25 protein-coding genes are annotated in these 21,846 nt (G+C 61.6%); 14 read left to right on the top strand and 11 right to left on the bottom strand.

All coding sequences use genetic code 11. The annotated features are described in order from the left end of the window. Positions 1-53: 53 nt before the first annotated feature. Genes FEF26_RS06640 through FEF26_RS06630 form a run of 3 tightly spaced genes read left to right on the top strand, consistent with a single transcriptional unit; the run spans position 54 to position 2,308 of the window. A complete protein-coding gene (locus FEF26_RS06640) occupies positions 54-242 on the top strand; it encodes a hypothetical protein (RefSeq protein WP_138252756.1) in 189 nt (62 codons plus the stop codon). A 43-nt stretch (positions 243-285) separates the two neighbouring features. Continuing rightward, entirely contained in the window at positions 286-1,608 is a 1,323-nt protein-coding gene (locus tag FEF26_RS06635) for a sensor histidine kinase (RefSeq protein WP_138252755.1), read from the top strand. Between the two features lie 22 nt (positions 1,609-1,630). Beyond that, the gene (locus tag FEF26_RS06630; RefSeq protein WP_138252754.1) at positions 1,631-2,308 is read left to right on the top strand and encodes a response regulator; all 678 of its coding nucleotides are present in this window, start codon (positions 1,631-1,633) and stop codon (positions 2,306-2,308) included. 10 nt (positions 2,309-2,318) lie between these two features. Here FEF26_RS06630 and FEF26_RS06625 read toward each other — a convergent pair whose 3' ends face one another. Continuing rightward, entirely contained in the window at positions 2,319-3,239 is a 921-nt protein-coding gene (locus tag FEF26_RS06625; RefSeq protein WP_138252753.1) for a hypothetical protein, read from the bottom strand. Between the two features lie 189 nt (positions 3,240-3,428). On the opposite strand from FEF26_RS06625, the gene FEF26_RS06620 reads away from it, so the two are divergent. The 4 genes from FEF26_RS06620 to FEF26_RS06605 all read left to right on the top strand — a co-directional run bounded on the left by FEF26_RS06620 (position 3,429) and on the right by FEF26_RS06605 (position 5,802). Continuing rightward, entirely contained in the window at positions 3,429-4,211 is a 783-nt protein-coding gene (locus FEF26_RS06620; protein ID WP_208012857.1) for an NAD-dependent deacylase, read from the top strand. Between the two features lie 39 nt (positions 4,212-4,250). Continuing rightward, positions 4,251-5,183: an undecaprenyl-diphosphate phosphatase gene (locus FEF26_RS06615; protein ID WP_138252752.1), complete on the top strand. Its 933-nt coding sequence runs from the start codon at positions 4,251-4,253 to the stop codon at positions 5,181-5,183. 71 nt (positions 5,184-5,254) lie between these two features. Further along, positions 5,255-5,575: a DivIVA domain-containing protein gene (locus tag FEF26_RS06610; protein WP_243730457.1), complete on the top strand. Its 321-nt coding sequence runs from the start codon at positions 5,255-5,257 to the stop codon at positions 5,573-5,575. Between the two features lie 56 nt (positions 5,576-5,631). Then, positions 5,632-5,802 carry a DUF3117 domain-containing protein gene (locus tag FEF26_RS06605; RefSeq protein WP_138252750.1) on the top strand — a complete coding sequence of 57 codons (171 nt, stop codon included), beginning with the start codon at positions 5,632-5,634 and terminating at the stop codon, positions 5,800-5,802. A 1-nt stretch (position 5,803) separates the two neighbouring features. Here FEF26_RS06605 and FEF26_RS06600 read toward each other — a convergent pair whose 3' ends face one another. After that, positions 5,804-6,445, bottom strand: a complete 642-nt coding sequence (locus FEF26_RS06600; RefSeq protein WP_138252749.1) for an O-methyltransferase — start codon at positions 6,443-6,445, stop codon at positions 5,804-5,806. A gap of 97 nt (positions 6,446-6,542) precedes the next feature. Here FEF26_RS06600 and FEF26_RS06595 point away from each other — a divergent pair, with 97 nt between their 5' ends. Both FEF26_RS06595 and FEF26_RS06590 read left to right on the top strand, forming a co-directional pair. Then, positions 6,543-7,391, top strand: a complete 849-nt coding sequence (locus FEF26_RS06595; protein WP_138252748.1) for a hypothetical protein — start codon at positions 6,543-6,545, stop codon at positions 7,389-7,391. Positions 7,392-7,427: 36 nt separating this feature from the next. Further along, positions 7,428-7,934: a twin-arginine translocase TatA/TatE family subunit gene (locus FEF26_RS06590; RefSeq protein WP_208012856.1), complete on the top strand. Its 507-nt coding sequence runs from the start codon at positions 7,428-7,430 to the stop codon at positions 7,932-7,934. A gap of 10 nt (positions 7,935-7,944) precedes the next feature. On the opposite strand, the gene FEF26_RS06585 is transcribed toward FEF26_RS06590, so the two are convergent. The 5 genes from FEF26_RS06585 to FEF26_RS06565 all read right to left on the bottom strand — a co-directional run bounded on the left by FEF26_RS06585 (position 7,945) and on the right by FEF26_RS06565 (position 13,525). Further along, a complete protein-coding gene (locus FEF26_RS06585) occupies positions 7,945-8,700 on the bottom strand; it encodes a sulfite exporter TauE/SafE family protein (protein ID WP_138252747.1) in 756 nt (251 codons plus the stop codon). Positions 8,701-8,785: 85 nt separating this feature from the next. Further along, positions 8,786-10,795: a TRAP transporter permease gene (locus tag FEF26_RS06580; protein WP_138252746.1), complete on the bottom strand. Its 2,010-nt coding sequence runs from the start codon at positions 10,793-10,795 to the stop codon at positions 8,786-8,788. Further along, positions 10,795-11,310 carry a DUF1850 domain-containing protein gene (locus FEF26_RS06575; protein ID WP_138252745.1) on the bottom strand — a complete coding sequence of 172 codons (516 nt, stop codon included), beginning with the start codon at positions 11,308-11,310 and terminating at the stop codon, positions 10,795-10,797. The genes FEF26_RS06580 and FEF26_RS06575 overlap by 1 nt, the downstream gene beginning before the upstream one ends. 5 nt (positions 11,311-11,315) lie before the next feature. Then, the gene (locus FEF26_RS06570; protein WP_138252744.1) at positions 11,316-12,344 is read right to left on the bottom strand and encodes a TAXI family TRAP transporter solute-binding subunit; all 1,029 of its coding nucleotides are present in this window, start codon (positions 12,342-12,344) and stop codon (positions 11,316-11,318) included. Positions 12,345-12,394: 50 nt separating this feature from the next. After that, positions 12,395-13,525, bottom strand: coding sequence for an Mrp/NBP35 family ATP-binding protein (locus FEF26_RS06565; RefSeq protein WP_243730456.1), 1,131 nt, complete (start codon positions 13,523-13,525; stop codon positions 12,395-12,397). 33 nt (positions 13,526-13,558) lie between these two features. Here FEF26_RS06565 and FEF26_RS06560 point away from each other — a divergent pair, with 33 nt between their 5' ends. Beyond that, on the top strand, positions 13,559-14,500 hold the full coding sequence (locus FEF26_RS06560; protein ID WP_138252743.1) for a YflT domain-containing protein: 942 nt from the start codon (positions 13,559-13,561) through the stop codon (positions 14,498-14,500). 77 nt (positions 14,501-14,577) lie between these two features. Here the strand turns inward: FEF26_RS06560 and FEF26_RS06555 are convergent, their stop codons facing one another. After that, complete coding sequence (locus FEF26_RS06555; protein ID WP_138252742.1) at positions 14,578-16,122, bottom strand: aminopeptidase P family protein; 1,545 nt, start codon at positions 16,120-16,122, stop codon at positions 14,578-14,580. A 64-nt stretch (positions 16,123-16,186) separates the two neighbouring features. Between FEF26_RS06555 and FEF26_RS06550 the strand changes: the two genes are divergently transcribed. From FEF26_RS06550 to FEF26_RS06535, 4 genes are all read left to right on the top strand, one after another. Continuing rightward, positions 16,187-17,044 (top strand): PHP domain-containing protein, encoded by an 858-nt coding sequence (locus tag FEF26_RS06550; protein WP_138252741.1) that lies wholly within the window; start codon positions 16,187-16,189, stop codon positions 17,042-17,044. Between the two features lie 40 nt (positions 17,045-17,084). Beyond that, positions 17,085-17,717 (top strand): TetR/AcrR family transcriptional regulator, encoded by a 633-nt coding sequence (locus FEF26_RS06545; RefSeq protein WP_138252740.1) that lies wholly within the window; start codon positions 17,085-17,087, stop codon positions 17,715-17,717. Positions 17,718-17,806: 89 nt separating this feature from the next. Further along, on the top strand, positions 17,807-18,040 hold the full coding sequence (locus FEF26_RS06540; protein ID WP_138252739.1) for a DUF3107 domain-containing protein: 234 nt from the start codon (positions 17,807-17,809) through the stop codon (positions 18,038-18,040). An 8-nt stretch (positions 18,041-18,048) separates the two neighbouring features. Next, positions 18,049-19,563 carry a DEAD/DEAH box helicase gene (locus tag FEF26_RS06535; RefSeq protein ID WP_138252738.1) on the top strand — a complete coding sequence of 505 codons (1,515 nt, stop codon included), beginning with the start codon at positions 18,049-18,051 and terminating at the stop codon, positions 19,561-19,563. Positions 19,564-19,588: 25 nt separating this feature from the next. On the opposite strand, the gene FEF26_RS06530 is transcribed toward FEF26_RS06535, so the two are convergent. The 3 genes from FEF26_RS06530 to FEF26_RS06520 are packed head-to-tail and all read right to left on the bottom strand — an operon-like array spanning position 19,589 to position 21,836. Continuing rightward, positions 19,589-20,506 (bottom strand): ABC transporter substrate-binding protein, encoded by a 918-nt coding sequence (locus tag FEF26_RS06530; protein ID WP_243730455.1) that lies wholly within the window; start codon positions 20,504-20,506, stop codon positions 19,589-19,591. A 29-nt stretch (positions 20,507-20,535) separates the two neighbouring features. After that, positions 20,536-21,198 (bottom strand): ABC transporter permease, encoded by a 663-nt coding sequence (locus FEF26_RS06525; RefSeq protein ID WP_243730454.1) that lies wholly within the window; start codon positions 21,196-21,198, stop codon positions 20,536-20,538. Then, positions 21,195-21,836, bottom strand: coding sequence for an ABC transporter permease (locus FEF26_RS06520; protein WP_138252736.1), 642 nt, complete (start codon positions 21,834-21,836; stop codon positions 21,195-21,197). Before FEF26_RS06520 ends, FEF26_RS06525 begins: the two co-directional genes overlap by 4 nt. Between the last annotated feature and the right edge of the window lie 10 nt (positions 21,837-21,846).

Here is a 21,846-nt window from a genome sequence, read left to right as displayed (position 1 = left end):
GTATCGCAGGAAGAGTTCACGAGGAACCTTCCGGGTATTGCTTGGAGAGAATCATGATCCGTTTGTTTGCCGCAGTGGCCTTCACCGCTTCCAGCGTCTTCGGCGGATCGCACGCTGACGCAGGTGCTGCTTTCGAAGCGACGCAAGAAACTGCCATCACAGTTGCCGCAGCAGAGGCATCCGAACTCTCCCAAGTAGGATTCATCAGCGGAGTCTTTTGCCGGGTGACGCGCACCTGCTGATCACTTCTGCCCCTGGGGCGTAGCGGGTCTATAGACTAACCTTATGTCTGAGCCCGAAAAAACCTTTGGTCAATGGGTTCATGACATTCGCCCTCTTCCCGGGGGTAAAAAACTCTCCGCGGTGTTGCTCGCAGTCTGTATTGTCGTTATGGGCAGCGACGTCCTCGCGGGCACATATGACCTGAGTTCTGCACGGGGCATCACTGAGATGGTGGTGCCGTTCCTTCCCCTGCTGGCCTTAGCGCTCGGCGGAGCCAAGTTCGCGGTTCCCGTGTGGTTTCTTGCACTCTTAGGTGTTCTACTGCTCGGTGCTCCCTCGTTCGTCATCATCTGGCTGATATTCCCAAACCTGATCGTGGTGGCATTCTGCTGCTTCCTCCTGCCGTGGCGGCCAGCCCTTGCCTTTACCGGCGCGTCTCTACTGCTGGTACCCACTCTGGTGCTGCCCGAAGAACGAGCTGTTGACCCGGTCATCCTCCTCGGAGTGGCTGTGCTCCTGGCCGCCATTGCTGGTCTGAGCTTGAACGTCTACCGCCGAGGCCAGGAACGTAGCGCACACCGTATACGAGACCTGGAAAAGCACCAGGCGCTGGTCCGTGCGGAGGAACGAACCCGCCTGGCGTACGAACTGCATGACATCGTCGCCCACGACGTCACCGTTATGGCCATGCAGGCACGCCGCGTGGACTATGTCAAAGACCCGGAGAAGCTCAAGGAGATCCTCCATGGGATCGGCGGCACCGCGCGCCAGACCCTCCAAGACCTCCGCAGTCTCGTCGCACTGCTGAAAGAGGATGAAAGAGAGCAGCGCGCACCTGATGCCAAGGAAGCACCGACCGCCTCAGAGGACGTTGAGCTCCTCGACGCGGGGGCCATGTCTGGCGAGACAGCCACCGCGGTGGGGTTCGTCCATGACATTGACGGTGTGGTCGACGCCTTGAAGCGCTCCGGCTTCCAAGTCAGCCTCACCATTGAGGGGAAGCCTGCGCGCGTTCCGACCAGTATGCGGCAGGCGTTGCGTCGAACTGTGCGTGAGCTGGGGACCAACATTCTCAAGCACGCTCAGCCTGGCAGTGAGGCTGAGCTCCTGCTCCGAGTCGAAACGCACCAGGTCACGCTCTGCGCCCACAACGAGGTCTCCACCGCTCAGCCCATCATGTCGTCGCATACGGGACTTGAAGCCATGCGCGCGCGTTGCGACGCCTTCGGCGGACACGTGGTAGTCAGGGAAGCACAGGGTCGGTGGATGACCACGATCGTGATGCCGCTGGAAGGACTGCATTCCAGCCCACCGGGTGAGCGTGGCAAAATGAGCCTCATGCGTCTGCCCCGGGAGGATCCGGGGATCGGCAGCCGCGTCGACTGATATTTTGAGAGAGTGGGGCCGGATGGCTCGTGTACTGCTGGTGGATGATGAACCACTCACCCGTGAAATCCTGCGGGAGTACTTGTCTGTGGACGCGGAGCTCGAGGTTGTCGGGGAAGCCTCCGACGGCCATTCCGCAGTCGTTCAGGCGACGGCACTGAAACCGCATGTCATCCTCATGGATATGCAGATGCCCGTGATGGATGGAGTGAAAGCTACTGCCGAGATACACGCCCAAGACCCACGTATCAGCATTCTGGGACTGAGCACCTTCTCAACGGACCGCTACGTGGTTGACCTGCTGCGGTCCGGGGCATCGGGCTACCTTGTCAAAGACTCTGCGCCTGAAGAGATCCGATCGGCGATCCATAAAGTCATGGCAGGAGAATCTGTCCTTTCAGCACAGGTGACCCGGCATGTGGTCAGCGGTCTTGAGCGTTCCGTGCCGGCGGAAATTTCTCCCGATAAGGAACTACTCGCCACGCTTAGCGAGAAGGAACTTGAAGTGATCCGCCTACTCAGCCGCGGTATGAGCAATCGTGAAATGGCGGAAGAGCTGTTCCTGACGGAGTCCACTATCAAAGCGCGTTTCGTCAGGGTCATGGAGAAGCTCGGGGTGAGAGATCGAGTGCAGATTCTCGTCACTGCCGTTGAACGGGGACTGGTGGATCTTTCCCCCGGAAGCCGGCCCCCGCGCTGAGGTGTCCGGCTCAGGAGCGTCCCAGGACCTCGCGCAGCGGACGCAGGAGAGACTCCGCAGCCTGAATCACGTCGGCATCGGGTACGGCGTTGAGCACCTCATCAGGTTCCAACAGGAGCTGTGCCCCCCACCCTGCTGTCTCATATTGGGCGAGGGAGCGCACCAATTGCTGAGGTGAGCACCAGGGCCGGCGCAGGTTGGCGAGCCCATACCGTCTGGCTCGGTGCAGTCGGTCCGCTTCACACCGCTCAAGAAGTTCCTCTGCTCGTGACAGGGCTGTGGCCATAATCGGAAGCCCTCCCTGGCCAGCGACGATCAGCTGCCAGTTGATGCGGGGTGCGCCACGCGACAACGTCCGGCTTACCTGCAGCAGGGCGCTGTGGTGAGCCGACGTCACCGAATCGGGAAGGATCGTCCCCGGCCCCGCCGCGAGCAAGCAGATTCCGAGGAATGTTGCGGCCTGACCTGCGGTCGGCCCGGGATCCTCACCGGAGACGAACAGCTGCTCAAAGCCGCTGACCTCTGAACGTCGAAGAGTGCTGGGCTCCGGCTCTTCAGGAGCTGAGAAGTCTGCCTCACCCGCAGTTGAGACAAGGCCCTCCATCTCGATGAGCTCATGAGACGGTCCCACACAGGCGAGAAAAGGATCGGGCAGGAGGAAATTCTCTGTGGATGCGGACCGAAGAGCTTGAGTCCACTGAGCGGCTTCGCCCGGAGGAAGACTGACCACCGCACCGAGAAAACCCTCTCCCGAACACCATTCCAGCGCGAGGGGGGTGACGCCGCTGTGTGCTTCCACTTGCTGCATCAGGGATATGAGGTGACCCTCCACGTATTGGTCCGTTTGGATACGCCAGTGCACAGCGACCAAGGTGAAGACCGACCGCTGATCGGCTACGACGAGGGGGCGGGTCCTGGAGATGGTAGTCACGTGTGCTCCTCAGATGGTCATTCCTCCGTTGACATCTACACGTTATGCGGAATCCGCACGTGCACTGCTGTACTTGAGTACAGAATTGAACGAGCCGAAAGTTCGCCCACCAGCGCCCGCTGAGGTGGGCGGACACTTGACGGGGCGCGAATTCGCCTCCCAAAACCTACGAGCTTTACCCTTGGTGGTGTGCAGGTTCTTGACGAGGTGACGGAGGAGCTGGCCGAGGTGGTGCGGTCCGCGTCCCGGGTTGCAGTGCTGACAGGTGCGGGAATTTCTGCGGAGTCCGGCGTGCCCACCTTTCGGGAGGCCCAGACTGGGCTGTGGGAGCAGTTCTCAGCTGAGGACCTCGCTACCCCAGAGGCGTTCCATCAGGCACCGGCACTGGTGTGGACGTGGTACCGCTGGAGGCAGGCGCTCATCCTGCAGGTTGATCCCAACCCGGGACATACGGCCTTGGCCAGGTGGCAGCGCCAATTGGGCGCAGCCGGCGGAGACCTCAGCATCACCACGCAAAACGTGGATGACCTCCACGAACGTGCAGGCGCCCAGGTCCTGGCGCATTTGCACGGTTCTATCTTCGACCACCGTTGTGCAGAGTGCTCGCAGCTGGCTGACCTGCCGGAACCCGATTACGACGGGTTGGTACTCCCGCCTGAGCCCACAGACCCCCCGAGCTGCGGCGAGTGCGGTGGAACCCTTCGGCCTGGTGTGGTGTGGTTCGGGGAGATGTTGCCGGTGGACGCCTTTGACAGTGCCGCGGCGACCATCCGTTCTGCAGATCTGGTCGTGGTGGCAGGAACATCGGGTATTGTTCAGCCGGCAGCATCCCTGCCTCTCCTCGCGCTGGAGAGGGGCACCCCGTTGGTCGAGGTCAACCCTGAAGAGACTGACATCAGTGATGCCATGGATTATTGTCTGCGCGGACCCTCAGGGACAATGCTGCCGGCACTTGCTGATGCTGCGCTCTGACTTTGCAGCGCATCGACCCGTAAGAGTAAGGATTCGTCTGTGACGTTGTGGGAAGCCGTACTCCTGGGCGCGATCCAGGGCCTATTCATGTTCATTCCGGTGAGCTCATCATCACACCTGGTGATTGCAGAACACTGGCTGATGGACACCGGGTCTATGATCCCGGCTCCCGACACGCCGGAAATGATCTTCTTCAACCTCGTGGTGCATCTCGGCACAATGGTCTCGGTCGTGGTGGTGATGTGGCGGCCGCTGATCAAACTGCTCTCCGGCACCGTTCGTGAGGTGGGTTGGGTGTGGCGGCGCAGGACCCTGCGGCACATGATTCACCTGAAAATGATGCTGCTGGGCGTGATCGTCGTAGGTATCACCGGGGTGCTCGGACTGGTCATCCGCGAATACGGAGCTGAGGTTTTCGCGACACCATGGATCGTGGCGGTCTTCTTGTTCATCACCGCGGGCATTTTGTGGTGGACCGACAGCGTCACCTACACCTGGCGCGGTGCCGCGCAAATGACCATCGCGGTCGCCGTCGTGATCGGTCTTGCCCAAGCCCTGGCCCTCTTCCCAGGAATATCACGGTCCGGGATCACCATCGCCGCCGCCCTAGCACTCGGCATGCACCGAAGAATCGCCGCCCAGTTCAGCTTCTTCGTCGCGATTCCGACGATCATCTCCGCCACCGCAGTCCAGTCCCGCAGCTTGGTCGGGCATCAGGGTGGCTTCAGCATCGGGGCCGAGGCGTACTGGGCAGCGTTCATTGTGGCCGCCGTGGTGGGAGCCCTTGCCCTGTGGATGGTGCTGACCCTGCTGTACAAGGCAAAGTTCCGGATCTTCGCGGTCTATGTGGTGCTCTTCGGGATCTTTATCCTCATCTTCCAGCCCGACCTGTCCGATCCGCCGCCGCTGGACGAAACGCCGATCCAGGAGGAGCAGGACGCCGAAGCCCAGCAGACCGGGCTCTCCGACTAGGCTGGGAGTCGTCTGGGCCGGCAGTCGGCCCAAGGTACAGCGAGCGATCAGACGGGAAACAGACAATCGTGATGTGGCTCTATGTCATTGCTGTCATAGTTCTGAGCGTCATCGTGGTGCTGCTCGTTGGAAAGTGGGAGGGAGCCGCGGCTCCCGACGAAGAGCCTCCGGCAGGTGCCCAGCAATCCCTCCAGGCGCTTCTGGACCAACGCTCTGAGCGTCGAGTGAGCGCCAATGACCTTGAACAGGTGGAGTTCGACACCGCTGTGCGCGGCTACCGCATGGACCAGGTGGACCAGCTCCTCGACGCGCTCGCCCAGCAGTTACGTCAATCTGAAGCCCCGCACAGTGGATCGGATTCGGGCGAACGTCGTGACATCACCCCTGAGTGAGAGATAATAGGGGAGTAAGAACTGACGGGCACGACGACGGAAAGAGGAAAATCCAGATGGCTGCAATGAAACCGCGTACAGGTGACGGTCCGATGGAGGTCTCTCAGGAAGGGCGTAGCTTGATTATGCGTGTGCCGATTGATGGTGGCGGTCGCCTGGTGCTCGAAATCAACAAGGAAGAAGCTGAGTCGCTCAAGCAGTGCCTGATCCGAGCCGTCGGGGAGTAGTTCAGCGCTTGACCGCAACAAGTAGGCCAGTACCTGTGCTGAACAGGGCGCTCACCACATTGTCGTCTTCCCGTAGCATCGCCTCCACCCGTCGCATGGCCTGAGTCGAGGTCTCTCTCACAGCGGGTTTGGGCACTCGGTCTGCGTCAAGAGCGTCATTGAGGATGAGCGTTCCCCCAGAGTGGAGTAGGCGTAATCCGTGCTGCACGTAGTCGGCTGCTGATTCGCCCGCTGCATCGATGAACACCAAGTCATAGCCCCGTGGTGTCAGCCGAGGGAGCACCTCAGCGGCCTTGCCGGAGATCAGCCTCGTCCGTGAGGACTGCACACCGATGCTCCGAAGCAGCTGTCGCGTCGCGCCTACAGAGTCAACATCAGCGTCGATTCCGGTGAGCACAGCGTCTGAAGTGGCTCCACGCATGAGGGCGGCTCCGGCCAGACCAGCTCCTAGGCCGATGCCCACGATGTTCCGGGCACCACATGCAGCAGCAAAGGTCGTCAGCGCTGCCGCCGTCCCATCAGAGATAGGTTCCGTGCCCACATCGGCGCTCCGGTGGCGGGCCTGCTCCAGCAGGCTGTCCTGTCCGGAATGTTCCTCGGCGTAGGCCCAACTGGCGTACTTGTTCTTTTCCGGCGTACTCATATGTGAAGCATATAGTGCTGCAACGAACCCCCAGGTGAGCCAACATTCTCAGAAAAAAATAAGCTTATTCACAGAAAACCTCGGCACACTATGGGCGATGTCTCGGATGCCCCTAAGCGCTGTGCGCCCAACACGCGCACCCTCTCACTTCTCCGTGGGCTGGGTGGTCGCGGTGGTTGTGACTTCGCTGGCGATTGTGGCCTGTGTGATAGTAGCCGCTGCTTGGGTGATTGGTGGACGGGCAGCACCTACGACGTCGTCTGTCCATGAGCTCCTGCCGCCGGAACCCCGTCAGAGCCCCGCCATTACCTCTGGTGAGAATGAAGCCACTTCAGTATCAGCTCTGCAGCCCCCTGTAGCGGTGGAGGAGGACTACGTCATTGGTGAGGCTGCTGGGATCCTTCCAGGCGCATTGGAAAGCGCGACGGTCAAAGAGATTCCCGTCGAGAGACTCAGCGACCTGAAGTCGCTCGGATGGGCCCTGCCTTTTCTGGACCGTGCTGGGTTCAGTCATGATTTCGTGGAAACCAGCTCCGCCAACAGCGAGCGGACTATCCAAGCGCGACTCTCCGATGGTGTGGATTTCATCAATGTCGCAGAGACCCGGGCTGAAGTCGCGGAGGCAGAGCTTCACCCGCTGCGCGAGAAGCTCGACAGTCTGGTGGACGTGACTCGAGTCAGCGCCGAGGTGATTGCACTGGATACCGGACATGAAGCCACGGTCTTTCTCTCCGATGATTCAGACGTCTGGACGGCGGCGATCGAAACACCCCATGTCCAGTACGTCGTCACGACCAGCCTGCCTGCCGAATCCGCTGCAGAAGTAGCCTCCTGGGTGATGGTCACCGACAGATCCCGCGTTCACCTGTCACATTCGGCGCCCGGTCCGGCAGACAGGCTGGAGCGCGGCTTCGATGAGATGCTCACCTGGTTTGACGCTGAATAGCGCTTCCTAGAGAAATCATCACGGTAAAGTTGAGCTGTGCCTGGCTTCAACATCTACGAGATCTTCATCCTCATCGTGCTGGCCCTGGTACTTCTGGGTCCCGAGAGACTTCCCCAGTATGCACAATCATTGGCCCGTTGGGTGAAGAAGGCGCGTCTGTGGGCCGATGATGCGAAGGTCCGTTTCAAAGAAGAAACAGGAGCAGATTTCGACGATGTCGATTGGCAGAAATACGACCCCCGGCAGTACGACCCTCGCCGAATAATCCGCGATGCTTTGGCTGACGAGCTCGACGATGTTTCGCTGAGCGGTCCCGCGAAGAGACCTCTTCAGAGTCAGCGTTCGGGTGCCCGCAGCAGTGCTAAGCCCGTGGATCCTTTGGAACTGTTCGGAGGAGGCAACTCCGGCGGCAAGGGTGCCCTGGCCGCAGGAGTTGCCGGAGCTGCCGCGGCAGGTGCACACACTGCGCAGGAGCCTTCAGATGCCGTGGATGCCAAAACTGGGCAGGGGGATCCGGCGCCATTCGACGCTGACGCCACATAAGGCTGAGGCCTCAGACCAGGACCCGAATCCCCATGGACAGGGCCAGGACGCCGCCCAAGAGGGCAACAGCGCTGACGGCACGTCGCATTGCGGCGTCGTTCATATGCCGCTGCACCCACTCCCCGGCGTACATTCCACCAATGATCGCGATCACAGATCCAAGCCACGCCCACCACGGTAGGCCGGGGAGCTGACCGTCGTCGATCGCCCATTTGGTGCCGAAGGAGACGATGGAGACGATCATCCACAGCGGCTGCACTGTGGCGATCATGGCGGGGATCGACCACCGTGAAACCACGGTGTAGATGGCTGTAGCCGGTGCTCCCACTGCGGCCAGAACTGTACCTGCCCCCACCGCTGCACCTGTGGCTGCGCGAGTGAAGGGCCCGTCGATACTCAACCGAATGCGGTGCACCACAAAAGAGACCAGAATCCCGAAGATGACCAGTGAGCCGACTGCCACATACAGCACACCCTCATGGGCGTTGACAGAGACCCAGGCGGCCGGAGGCATGACCGCCAGGGCGGGAATCAGGATCCAGGCCAGCCGCTTCCACTCGATGAGCCGCCAGGTCCGCCACATGATGAAGATCGGCGCAAAAATGGACAGGAAGTTCGCCAGCATCACACCCTCGTGAGCTCCGATGAGCAGCACCACGAAGGGCGAGAGGATGAGACCGAAGCCGGATCCGGTAACCCGCTGGATACCCGAGGTGGCGAACACCAGGGCAAGAATCGCTAGGGATATCCACGTCAGCTCCGCCAATCAGCTTCCTTTCCCCATGCCTACCCCGAAGGCCTCACTCTGACGCTCCAGCCGCTTTTCCGCCACCTGGGCAGCGGTATGTGCTCTAGATCGACTTGAAGTGGAGCCGGTCCTGGGACTTGGCCCGAATCAGCTGAATGGCCAAGACCGCTGCCACCAGTCCGATGCCAATCAGATCATAGGTCAGATCTGCCGAGAGCATCATCACCGCACCGACGGCGATCACCGGACGCAAGTACCAGGACATATCTACCATGAAATGTCCTTCAAGAGCGGTGGCCAGCAGAAGAATGGCCAAAACGGCCGATCCGACGACTTGGACACCGGTGACAAAGTCGACATCGCGCAGCAACAGATCAGGGTTGTACACAAAGATGAAGGGAATCACGTACCCGGCGGCGGCCAGCTTCATAGAAGCGACCCCTGTGCGCATGGGTCGGCCTCCAGATATGCCCGCAGCCGCGAAGGAAGCCAGAGCCACTGGGGGAGTGATGTTCGCGAAGAGGCCAAAGTAGAACACGAACAGGTGTGCAACAAGTGGTTCTACCCCGAGTTCCACCAGAGCAGGTGCGGCCATAGTTGCGGTGACAATGTATGCAGGGATGGAGGGCAGGCCCATACCGAGCACCAGGCAGGCGAACATGGACATCACAAGAGTCCAGAACAGGACGCCGCCCGAGAGGTCCACAATAGCGCTGGCCAGAATGACTCCGAAACCGGTAATGGTGACGACGCCGACCACAACACCCACAGACGCGCAGGCGACCGCAACGGAGATTGCTGAGCGGGTGCCCTGATCCAACGCTTGAATAATGTCCACAGGGCCCATCCTGGTGGTCTTGCGGATCATGGAGATTCCCACAGTGACCAGGATGGTAAACAGCGCTGAGTACAGGATCGTGTAGCCGGTGAAGAACAGCATGTAGACAAGGAAGACCAGCGGCAGGAGCATATGCCCCCGCTCCTTCAACACCTGGAGAATATCCGGGAGGTTCTCCTTGGAAATGCCCTTGAGCCCCATACGTGTGGCCCGCAGATGAATCTGCGCAATCAGGCTGAGGTAGTACAGCAGCGCGGGGACGATCGCAGCCAGGGCCACCGTGGTGTAGGGAACGCCGATGGTCTCGGCCATAATGAAGGCCGCCGCACCCATGATCGGTGGAAGGATCTGCCCACCCACACTTGCGGTGGATTCCACAGCCCCGGCAAAGGTGCGCGTGTAACCGATCTTTTTCATCAGCGGAATGGTGAACGCACCGGTGGAGACCACGTTGGCGATAGCGGCACCATTGATTGAGCCCATGAACCCTGACGCTACGGTCGCTACCTTCGCTGGACCGCCACGCGTTTGGCCGGCGATCGCCAGAGCCAGGTCGTTGAACAGCTGACTCATGCCTGATTTGGCCAGAAAAGCGCCGAACAGGATGAACAGGAAGATATAGGTCGCTGAGACACCGATAGCGGTGGAGAAGACACCCTCGGTGGTGGCGTAGAAGTTGTAGAACAGGGTGTCCAGATCGTACCCGCGGTGGCGGAAGAGCCCAGGCAGGTCGCGGCCGTAGACACCGAAGAGGATGAACAGCACAGCCAGGATCGGCAGCGCCCAGCCGGTGACGCGCCGCGCAGCTTCCAGTACCAGAACTACGAGCAGTGCGCCGACCAGCACATCGGTAGTAGAGAACCGGCCTGCTTGGAGGACGATGTTTTCGTAGTTGACGATCAGGTAGACCGTGGGGACGAGTGCCAGCAGGGCCAGGGCGGCATCCGGGATACGCCACCAGTTCTGCGCTTTCCTGAACGGTGGGTAGATCATGAATGTCAGGAACAGCATGGCTGATACGTGGATGGAGCGGTGCACCATGGTCGCCGGCGGCCCCGCGTAGGCAGTCCACAAGTGGTAGAGAGCAGTGAAGACCGCGACCGCTGAGATCAGATAAGCAAGCGGCTTCCAATCGGTGGTGCGTACCCTTGACTCGGCGTCATATTTGGCAACGGCCTCAGCGGCCTCATCCTGCAGCACATCGCGGGCATCGGACTCACCAGGGGAAAGTTCGACGACGTCCCCTTGGGTTTCATTACTTCGCTTGGTGGTCATCACTGGGTCTCAATCCTCAGCTGTAGTGGCTCGCGGTCCGGAAGGTCGTCAGCGGAGATCGTGACCTCGCCGTCGATGGTGAATTCAAAATCTGCGTTGTGTGAGTGGAACCACGTCAGTGACTCAAACTCGCGGTCGATGTTCTGGATGCGAATGACCCCGTCATCGAAGCTGACGTCCCCTTCATCCAGGGGCATCCCTGCTCCGTACTCAGAGAATTCTGTGGATTCCAACAACAGGTGAGCGTCGTCGTCCGGCTCAATCACCGTCCGGTACGTGTCTGTCCAGGGTGACTGTTCAATGGAGTGAATCCAGCTCTGGGAGATCACTGTCCCGTTAGTGACAGGAGTCTCAGCCAACACCTCATCGGTGCGTTGGTGAGAGATGACTGCCTGATGCCCCTGATCTGGGTCGGCGCATCCGACAGTGCCTCCAACGGCAACCGTGGCGGCGGCTGAACCCAGAGAGATCAGTCGCCGCCACGGTGAGCCTGCTAGAGGCTTCGAACCGTCCACGTCACCTAGGAGTCCTGCTCATCGAAGTACCGGGCTGCACCGGGGTGCAGTGGCACAACGATTCCTTCGTCAATGGTGTCGAGGGTGATCTGCTCGGCCGCGGCGTGGGAGCTGTGGATGCGGTCCAAGTTGTCGAACAGTGCGGCGGTGATGTCATAGACGGCGTCCTCTGACAACTCGGAGGAAACCATGAGGTGGTTCGTCACGCCTACGGTCTCTACGTCCTCATCGTCAACGTAAGTGCCACCAGGGATCACGTCTTCGGCGAAGAACTCGTACTCATCGAGCAAGTTGTCGCGACCCTCACCGTCGATGGGGATCACCACGAAGTCTGTGCTGGTTCCCAGCTCCACCAGGGTGGGGTTGGGGAGACCTGAGGTGACGAACGCTGCTTGGATATGACCGTTGGCCATCTGATCTGTGGCCTCTGCGTAGGAGAGGTAGTCCTCACTGATGTCGTCATAGTCCATGTCATAGGCGCCGAGGATCATCTGCGCGTTGAGCTCCACGCCGGAGCCCACATCACCTACGGCGACGTTCTGACCTTCCAGATCCTCAACGGATTCAATACCGGAGTCGGCCAGGGCCACCAGTTGGACGGTGTTCGGGTAGAGGGTGGCGATGGCCATGAGGTTATCGCGGGCATCATCTTCGAATGGGCCGGTTCCCTCCATAGCCTGAACGGTGGCATCCCCCATGGTGAAAGCGAGTTCAGCGTCACCGTCGGTGAGCATATTGATGTTCTCCGCCGAAGCACCGGAGGCCTGGACTGAGGTGTCAGAGTCGAGCTCATCGGCCAGAATATCGGTCATGGTCGCACCGATTTGGTAGTAGACACCTGAGGATCCACCGGTTGCGATGGTGAGGAACTCGGCATCCATATCTCCAACTGCTGACTCGTCGACCGCCTCCCCGGCCTCGGCGTCAGTATCGGCTCCGTTAGCGGTGTCATCGTCGCCATTGCACGCTGTCAGAAACAGGGCCGCTGCGGAAGCTGCGGCGGTGAACTTAAATGCTTGACTGCTCCACGTCATCGTGAATTCCTCCAAGGTGGTGATGTGATGTGCGGGACAATCCTAACGGTTCACGCCACGTTCAGGGGCAGTTGACGTCCGGTAATGCCGCGTGAGCGGCTCGCGAGGCGGTCAGCGATGCCCTGCAGAGCTTGTGCGGAGGGAGAGTCCGGAGCGGAGATCACCGCTGGGGCGCCGTCGTCCCCGGCCTGCCGAAGGGCGGTGTCCAGAGGGACGGAACCCAATAGCGGCACCTCGCTCTCCAACTGCGCACTGAGCCGGTCTGCGACGAGTTGCCCGCCGCCGGAACCGAAGAGGTCGAGCACCGTGCCATCAGGCAGAGTCATCGGTCCCATATTTTCGACTACTCCGGCAACCCGCTGCTCGGTCTGTGTGCTCAACGCTCCGGCGCGTTCGGCGACCTCCGCTGCGGCGTTCTGCGGTGTGGTCACCACAAGCAGTTCCGCACCGGGCAGAAGCTGTGCCACAGAGATGGCAATATCACCGGTGCCTGGGGGGAGGTCTAGGAGCAGAACATCGAGGTCACCGAAGTGCACATCTGTGAGGAACTGCTCCACTGCTCGATGCAGCATCGGGCCACGCCAGGCCACCGCCTGGTTGCCGTCGATGAACATCCCGATGGAGATGGTCTTCACCTCGTAGGCCACCGGAGGAAGGATCATTTCATCAATACGGGTGGGTTTATCGGTGATGCCCATCAGTCCGGGGATGGAGAACCCGTGTACATCTGCGTCGACGATCCCCACTTTCAGACCCCGAGCGGCAAGTGCGCAGGCCAGGTTCACCGTCACGGTGGACTTGCCGACACCGCCCTTGCCGGAGGCCACAGCGTAGACCTTGGTGAGTGAATCAGGCTGGGCGAACCTGTTGACTTTGGCGCCGTGGCCATCACGCAGCTGCTCTTTGAGGTCGGCCCGCTCCTGGGGCGTCATGACGTCAAGCCGCACCTGAGCTGTCCGGATCCCCTCTGCGCGCACCGCGGCTGAGCTGACATCTTCAACAATCCGGCTGCGCATAGGACAGGCTTCGGTGGTGAGTTTCACGGTGATCTCGGCGGTTCCGGTGTCGGTGACTTCCACCGCCCCGACCATGCCGATCTGGGTAATGGGCACCCGAAGTTCAGGGTCAAGGACTTCGTCGAGTCGGCGTCGGACTCGTTCGGCAGCAGCTGATTCGGACACGTCACCAGTGTAGTTGGGGGCACAATAGGATCTATGGCAACTCTTCCCCTGCACACCGGCGCACTGCCACGAGGCGAACTGCTCGGCCGCTACCGCACCTACGAGGACGCACAGAAGGTCGTGGACCACCTGGCCGCGGATGAAGACTTTGACGTCAAGATGCTGACGATCGTCGGCAATGATCTGCGGTCCGTGGAGAAGGTTCGCGGCCGGCTGAGCTATCCACGGGTGGCCGGCACTGGTGCGTTGCAGGGCGCCCTTTTCGGCGCGTTCATGGGTTTGCTGCTCATGCTGTTCACCCCAGAGGCGCCACTGCTGAACCTCGGCATGGCCGTGCTGATGGGTATGGCAATCTGGATGATCATCGGGGTGGTGAGCTTTGCCGCCCGGCGTGGTACCCGCGGGTTCGTCTCCGCCTCCCAGCTGACCGCGACCACCTATGACGTGGTGTGCGATTTCCAGGTGGCGGTGAAGGCACGCCAGCTGGTCCCCGGAGCAGGAGTGACCAGCCTCAACGCGATGAATGACCCCACCGGGCAGCCCCCCGCAGGGCCGGCTCCAGCCTCAGCCGGGCCCGCCCAGCGGCAGTTTCAGCAGAACCCGCCTCAGGGACACCAGAGCCAGCCGGCTCAGCACCAGCCGCAGGCGCAGAACCAGACCCACAGCCAGCCGCAGGCGCAGGACCACTATCAGGCACGCCGCCCCCAGCAAGACGGCGGCCAGGTCCACCCTGAGAATCAACAGGTCACGCCGGCGCCTTCGGAGAACGCCGCATCACAGGGCGCCTCAGCCACGGCGGATCATGATGAGCGGACCCGCGCCACTCAGGAGTGGCAAGAACCAGGCGGCAAGCCACGCTACGGTGTCCGGTTATCGGATGTTGACAAGCCCGACAGTGAGGGTTCGCCCGACAAATCAGCTCAGGACGAGCCGGAGCAAACGACCGCGCCCCATCAGGACAACACCCACAGCTAGCGGGCATTGCGGTAGGACTTCTGGGATTGGTCTCAGCAAGTCCCACCCGGTGTGCCAGGCGGCCGTAGCGGGCCAGCTCAGCTCTGCAGGCGAGCGATCCACGCTTCCACGGCGTCCGGGGTGCGGGGGAGTGACGTTGACAGGTTCTCAGCGCCGTCCTCGGTGACCAGCACATCATCCTCAATCCGGATGCCAATGCCGCGGTACTCCTCCGGCACCGCGAGGTCCTCGTTCTTGAAGTACAGTCCCGGCTCAATGGTGAACACCATGCCCGGCTCCAGGATGCCGTCCAGGTAAAGGTCCCGCTTGGCCTGGGCGCAGTCATGAACATCTAACCCCAAGTGGTGGCTGGTTCCATGGGGCATCCACCGCCGGTGGTGCTGCCCCTCAGGCGAGAGCGCCTCCTCAAGCGGCACGGGAAGCAGCCCCCAGGCGTCCAAGTGCTCCGCAAGCACGGTCACCGCGGCCTGGTGGATGTCCCGGAACCGGATCCCGGGCTTCACCACCTCAAATCCTGCATCAGCGGCGGCCAGAACTGCCTCGTAGACCTTCCGCTGCACCGGGGTGAACGTCCCGGAGACCGGAATGGTGCGGGTCAGGTCCGCGGTGTACAGCGAATCAGCCTCCACTCCGGCATCCAGCAGCAGCAGCTCGCCCGGCTCGATCCGGTCGTGGTTGCGGATCCAATGCAGGATGGTGGCGTTGTTGCCTGAGGCTGCGATGGTGTCGTAGCCGAGGTCATTGCCTTCCAGCCGGGCACGGGCAAAGAATGCACCTTCAACGATCCGCTCACCGCGGTCATGGCCCACTGCGCGGGGGAGGGCGCGGACCACATCTTCGAACCCGGCGATGGTCGACTCCACCGAGTGCCGCATCTGCTGGATCTCCCAGTCGTCCTTGACCAGGCGAAGCTCGGAGCAGAACTCCGTCAGCTCAGCATCGAGTGCATCAGAAGCCTCCAGGTCCACCCCGGTGTTGACTCGGGAGGTGTCCACAAGTGCTTCCACGTTCAGGTCCACCTCGCGGAGCAGCCGGATCCGAGTTCCGCCGATCTCCACGGCACCGGCGTTCTTGGTCACGGCCGGCTCGAGCTCACCCAAGTCCTTGGTGCGGATTCCGAGCCGCTGCTGGAACTCCTCCAGGCCTGGCCGCGGCCCAATCCAGAACTCGCCGTGGCGTGAGTCCGAATAGAACTCTTCGGTGTCACGCCCGGCCATGGGCTTGAAGTACAGGGTGATCTCATGGTCACCGCCGTCGTCACCTGTTCCGGGCTCCACCGGTTCGAACACCAGGACCGCGTTGGGCTCATGGTCGACGCCCAGCCCGGTCAGATGCGCGAAGGCAGAGTGCGGACGGAAACGGTAGTCGGTGTCGTTGGACCGCACTTTCAACGGCCCGGCCGGCACCACCACTCGCTCGCCGGAGAACCGCTCAGACACAGCACGACGCCGCCCCGGGGAGTACTCGGCGACAGCGTCAGCTGAGTGCGTGCTCGCCTCGGAATCGGCCCAGTGCGAGGCCATGAACTGCTTGAACGCCGCGGATTGTGGGCGCTGTGAACGATTGTTGACTCGGTCTTTGAGCTGTTGGGAGTCTTCGGAGGTGTGTTGTTCAGAAGTCATGGGTTTCAGTCTAGGTGCCCTCGATTCTCGGTGATATCGGAGGTGAGCTGGTTACAGTAAACGGATGAGCTTTGACCTGCACACGCATTCCACGGTGTCCGACGGCACCGAGTCTCCTGCTCATGTGGTGGCCGAAGCTGCCCGCGCCGAGGTGACCGGCCTGGCGCTGACCGACCACGATTCCAACGCTGGGTGGGATGAGGCGCGCAGGTCAGCGGCCGCGCACGGGATCGGCTTCATTCCCGGTATGGAGGTCACTTCCAAGACGGCGCATGTCAGCGTTCATATGCTCAGCTATCTTCATGACCCTGAACATCCTGGAATGTTGGAGATCAACGCTGCGGCCCGCGGGGGTCGGGTGGAGCGGGCCAAGCGGATCTGTGATAGTTTGGCGGAAGATTTCCCGATCACGTGGGATGTCGTACTCGAACACGTTCAACCTGGAACGTCCATTGGGCGCCCGCATCTGGCTGACGCTCTGGTGTCCGTGGGTGTGGTCTCGGACCGCAGTGAGGCTTTTGCGAAGTACCTGCACCGCAGGACCAAGTACTTCGTGGATCAGGACAACCCCCACCCTGCGGAGGTCGTCCAACGCATTCGGGACGCCGGCGGGGTGCCGATCATCGCCCATGCCATGGCCGGGGCCCGCGGAGGCACATTGACACTTGAAGAGTTGGAAGAGCTCGTGGAGGCGGGAATGTGCGGTGTGGAGGTGTACCACCGGGACAATCCGCAGCAGGGACGCCAACTCTTGCTGGACCTCGCCGACCGGCACGACCTCATTGTGACGGGGTCTTCCGATTATCACGGCACCCGAGGCAAACCGAACCGGCTGGGGGAGAACACCACGGCCGATGAGCAGGTCGTTCGCATCCTCGAATTGGGCACCGGGTGCTCAGCCAGCGGGCCGCTGCCCAGCTAGCATGTGCCCTGCTTCACATGGTGCTCTAGACTTTTCACCCATGACCACCGCACCGGCACCCGAACCCGCTAGAGCTAAGCGGCTCCCACGAGAGCAGCGTCGGCTCCAGCTGTTGGAGTGTGCGCTCCAAGTCTTTGTGGCTAAGGGATTCCATGCTGCCTCCATGGATGACATTGCGGAATCCGCTGAGGTCTCCAAACCAGTCCTCTATCAGCACTTTCCGGGGAAACATGAACTGTTCCTGGATCTGCTGGACACGCACCTGGGTCAGCTTCAGTATGAGCTCACTACTGTCCTCGCCCGGTCGGTCACCAATAAGGAGCGAGTCTCCGGAACAGTCACCGCGTTCTATGAGTTCATTGCCCGTAAGGATGAGGCCTACCGGCTGATCTTCTCCTCCGGGATGGACAATGACGACGACGTCACCGAGCGTCTCGAGCGCTTCCACGATGCCATGGCAGGGGCGATCGCTGAAGTGATCGCCGATGACACCGGCCAGCCGATGGCTGAGGCTACGATGCTCGGCCATGGCTTGCTCGGAATGGCAACATCGGCGGCCCGGCACTGGTCGAAGTTGTCCGAACGGCCCGACCTGGAGACCTCCGCCCAACTGACAGCGCGTTTGGCCTGGAGAGGAATCTCCGGATTCCCTAAAGAGTCTGAGGGCTGGTAAAAGGTAGGATTGGCAGTCAGACCTGTACTGCGGCGTCGTCGTGCCTTCATTGTGAGAGCTGCGGCGCCGAACCCAAACCAAGGAGTGGCATGGAAGTACGCATCGGAGTCCAGAACGTTGCCCGGGAAATTCTCATTGAGACAGACGAGTCTGCGGAGGATGTTCAGAAGGCCGTCGCCGAAGCGGTTGAGAAGTCCAAGCCACTGTTGAGCCTCACAGACCGCCGCGATAAGACCGTGGTGGTTCCAGTGAATTCCATCGGATACGTGGAGATCGGCTCGGACACAAAAAAGACGGTGGGTTTCGCCGCCGTCGCTGAGTGAAAGTACGAATGACAGACACTTCAACAGACACGTTGACCTTCGCGGACTTTGCTGTCCGCAGCGAAATCGTCGACGCCTTGGCGGAGAAGGGCATCACTGCTCCTTTCCCGATCCAGGCGGAGACGCTTCCGATCGCGCTCGCCGGTAATGACATCATCGGCCAGGCGAAGACCGGAACGGGCAAGACCCTGGGTTTCGGCATCCCTGCGCTGCAGCGGGTGGTAGCCCCCGGCACTGAGGCGTTCGACCAACTGCCCAGCCCGGGTGCCCCGCAGGCACTGATCGTCGCCCCGACACGCGAACTTGCCGTTCAGGTGGCCGGGGACCTCACCGCAGCTGGCACTAAGCTCAGCGCACGCATCGCCACGATCTACGGTGGCCGTGACTATGAACCGCAGATCAAGCAGCTCAATGCCGGGGTGGAGATTGTTGTCGGGACCCCAGGCCGTCTCATTGACCTGCACCGGCAGAAGCACCTGAATCTGAAGAACGTGAAGATCGTGGTGCTGGATGAGGCTGATGAGATGCTCGACCTTGGGTTCCTGCCCGATGTGGAGAAACTCCTCTCCTACGTTCCAGATGTCCGCCAAACCATGTTGTTCTCGGCCACCATGCCGGGCCCAGTGGTCTCAATGGCGCGGCGTTTCATGACGAAGCCCACGCATATCAGCGCAGCTGACCCGTTCGACATGGGCGTGACCAAGAAGGACATCCGCCAGGTGGTCTACCGGGCGCACCAGATGGATAAGGACGAGATGATCGCCCGTATCCTGCAGGCTGATGGGCGCGGACGGACCATCATCTTCACGCGCACCAAGCGCCAAGCGGACAAACTTTCCGATGAGCTGAAGACCCGCGGTTTCGCCGCCGGCGCCATCCACGGAGACCTCGGCCAGGGCGCACGTGAGCAGGCGCTGCGTGCGTTCCGCAATGACAAAGTCGATGTGCTGGTGGCCACCGACGTCGCCGCTCGCGGTATTGACGTCACAGATGTCACGCACGTCATCAACTACGTGTGCCCGGAGGATGACAACACGTACCTCCACCGCATTGGGCGCACCGGGCGAGCTGGGCAGAAGGGCACCGCGGTGACCTTTGTTGACTGGGAGGATATGCCCCGCTGGAGCCTGATCAATAAGGCTGTGGGGCTGGACATCCCGGAACCGGTGGAAACCTACTCATCCTCGCCGCACCTGTTCGCAGATCTGGACATCCCTAAGGGAACCAAAGGGCGGCTGCCTCGGCATCAGCGCTCCAAGGAGGGCCTTGAGGGCGAAGAGATCGAAGACATCGGTGGCCCGGGTGGAGCCCAGTCCAAGGGCGGACGCGGCCGTGATGGAAAATCCGGCGCCCGTTCCAGGGGCCGGGGTCGCAGCAACCGCGGCGGTCCGGAAAAACGCTCTCCGGAGGCCAGCAGTGACAAGGCCCCCCAGCAGAAGAAGGAGTCCGCTGAGGGCTCAGGAAGCGGCCAGCGCCGCCGCCGTCGCCGCAGAAAAGTCTCCGGCTCAGAGGGCGGCGACTGACCACACCCGTTGAAGGGGTTGTGCTCTAGTCGAGCATGCCCTGGTCGTCCAGCCACCACTGGGCGACATCAGCGGGGCTGTCCTGGGTGGACTGGGAGTAGGCGTTGATGTCCAGCAGTGCCTGCTGGTCCAGCACAGACTGCACCTCATTGATGGCGTCCCGGGCCTGGTCGTCCACATTCTCGGAGACCACAGGAACCACATTCTGCGGCAGCACTAGAGACTCGGTGTCCTCGAGGATGACGAGGTCGTTATCCTCGATCGCTGGGTCTGCGCTGTAGATATTGGCGACCTCCACGTCACCGTCGAGCAATGCGCGCAATGTCAGCGGCCCGCCGGAGTCTTCGACCGGCACCAGGGTCAGTTCCACGCCGTAGGTATCGGCGAGGCCGCCGATGCCGTAGGGGCGCGTTTCGAACTCCGAATTGGCCGCGATGCTCAAGTCCTCGTCCACATCATCGAGATCCGCAACAGTGGTGAGGTTGTTCTCCTCTGCGAACTCTGCGGTCACCACGTAGCTGTCCTGGTCAGTGGCAGCAGCGTAGTCCAGGGCTTCCAAGCCCTCTGGCAGCACGTCTACCAGGGCAGCGTGGACTGAGTCAGGGTCTCCGGAATCGGTGTCCGGGTCAATGTATGCCGCAAGGTTGCCGGTGTATTCGGGGAAGACATCGATCGCCCCGGACTCCAGCTCCGGGATGTAGACCTCCCGCTGACCGATCTCGAACTCGCGTTGGACCTCATGGCCCTCGTGCTCAAGCACCTGGGCGTAGATCTCAGCGATGATCGTATTGGAGTAGTACTGCTGGGAACCGACGACCAACTCTGCGGAGTCACCATCGGTTGCGGCGTCGTCGTCATCGGTCTCCAGGGGATCGCCACCACCGCCGCAGGCGCTGAGAGTCAGCAGGGCGATGCCGGCACAGGCGGCGGAGTACATTCTCATGATCGTTTTCCTCTTCATTCTTTGGGTGACTACACAAGACCCAGTAGCCGCCGGAGCAGCCGCTGGGAGAATTCGAAACATGCATCAAGGATGATGGCCAGCAGGATCACGGCAAGGGAGGCTGCAAGCATCAGCGGATAGTCCTGGGTGCGCAGGCCCAGGAATAGCTGCCTGCCGAGACCGCCGGCTCCGACATAGGCCGCCAGAGTAGCTGTGGCAACCACCTGCAGGGTCGCGTTGCGCAGCCCTCCGATAATCAGCGGCAGACCCAGCGGTATCTCCACCTTGATCAGCACCTGCCAGCCGCTCATCCCTTGAGCCTTCGCGGCATCTGTGGTGGCGGGACTCACCGATTCCACACCGGCGTACGCCCCGGCCAGGATCGACGGAACCGCGAGCACCACGAACGCGATCATCGGCGCCGTCAGCCCGATCCCCACGAACAGCGCGGCCAAAGTGATCAGTCCCAGGGTGGGCAGTGCGCGCACCAGCCCACTGCTGATGACCGCCAGGGCCCGCCCGCGCCCGGTGTGACCCACCGCGAGTCCCACCGGCAGGGCGATAGCCGAAGAGATGATCAGGGCCAGTGCGGTGTACCAGAGGTGCTCCAGCATGCGCGCCCCGAATCCGCCGGGGCCACTCCAAGACTCGGCGTCCAGCAGCAGGTCGAAAGCCTCCACCAGATGATTCACCTGCCACCCCCTCGTGCCCACGGCATGATGACGCGGCCGGCAGCAATGAGCAGCACGTCCAGCAGAAGTGCCAGTAGCGCGGTCATGAGTATCCCGGCTGCGATGGACGGGACGATGCCGCGCTCGAACCCGTCAGTGAACAGCGAACCCAAAGACTGCACACCCAGCACGGCGCTGACGGACACCAGCGAGATCGTGCTGACGGACACCACACGTAGCCCCGCCAGCAATGCAGGGCCCGCCAGCGGCAGCTCCACGGAGAAAAACCGCTTCGCCGGAGAATACCCGACTGCGGTGGAGGCGAGTCTTACTCCGCTGTCCACGGAGTCCAGCGCATCGGCTGCGGAGCGGACCATCAGCGCCAGCCCAAAGATGGTCAGCGCAACGATGACATTGAACGTGTCCCTGACCCCGGTGCCCAGAATAATCGGCAGGACAATGAACAGCGGAAGCGACGGTATGGCATAGAGCAGCCCGGTTCCGGAGACCACCACCTCGCGCAGCGGACGCACCCGGTTCGCCGCCCAGGCAATGGGGAGGGCGATGAGGAAGGCGGAGGCCACCGCGGGAAGGGCGAGCAGCAGGTGGGCGAGTGTCAGGTCAGTGATGCGGGGCAGGTTGTTGAGGATCCACTCCATGGCAGGATTG

The sequence above is a fragment of the Nesterenkonia salmonea genome (assembly GCF_005771525.1).
Lineage (GTDB): Bacteria > Actinomycetota > Actinomycetes > Actinomycetales > Micrococcaceae > Nesterenkonia > Nesterenkonia salmonea.
The sequence above is the reverse complement of the archived record's forward strand: the minus strand, read 5'-3'. Positions and strand labels throughout refer to the sequence as shown.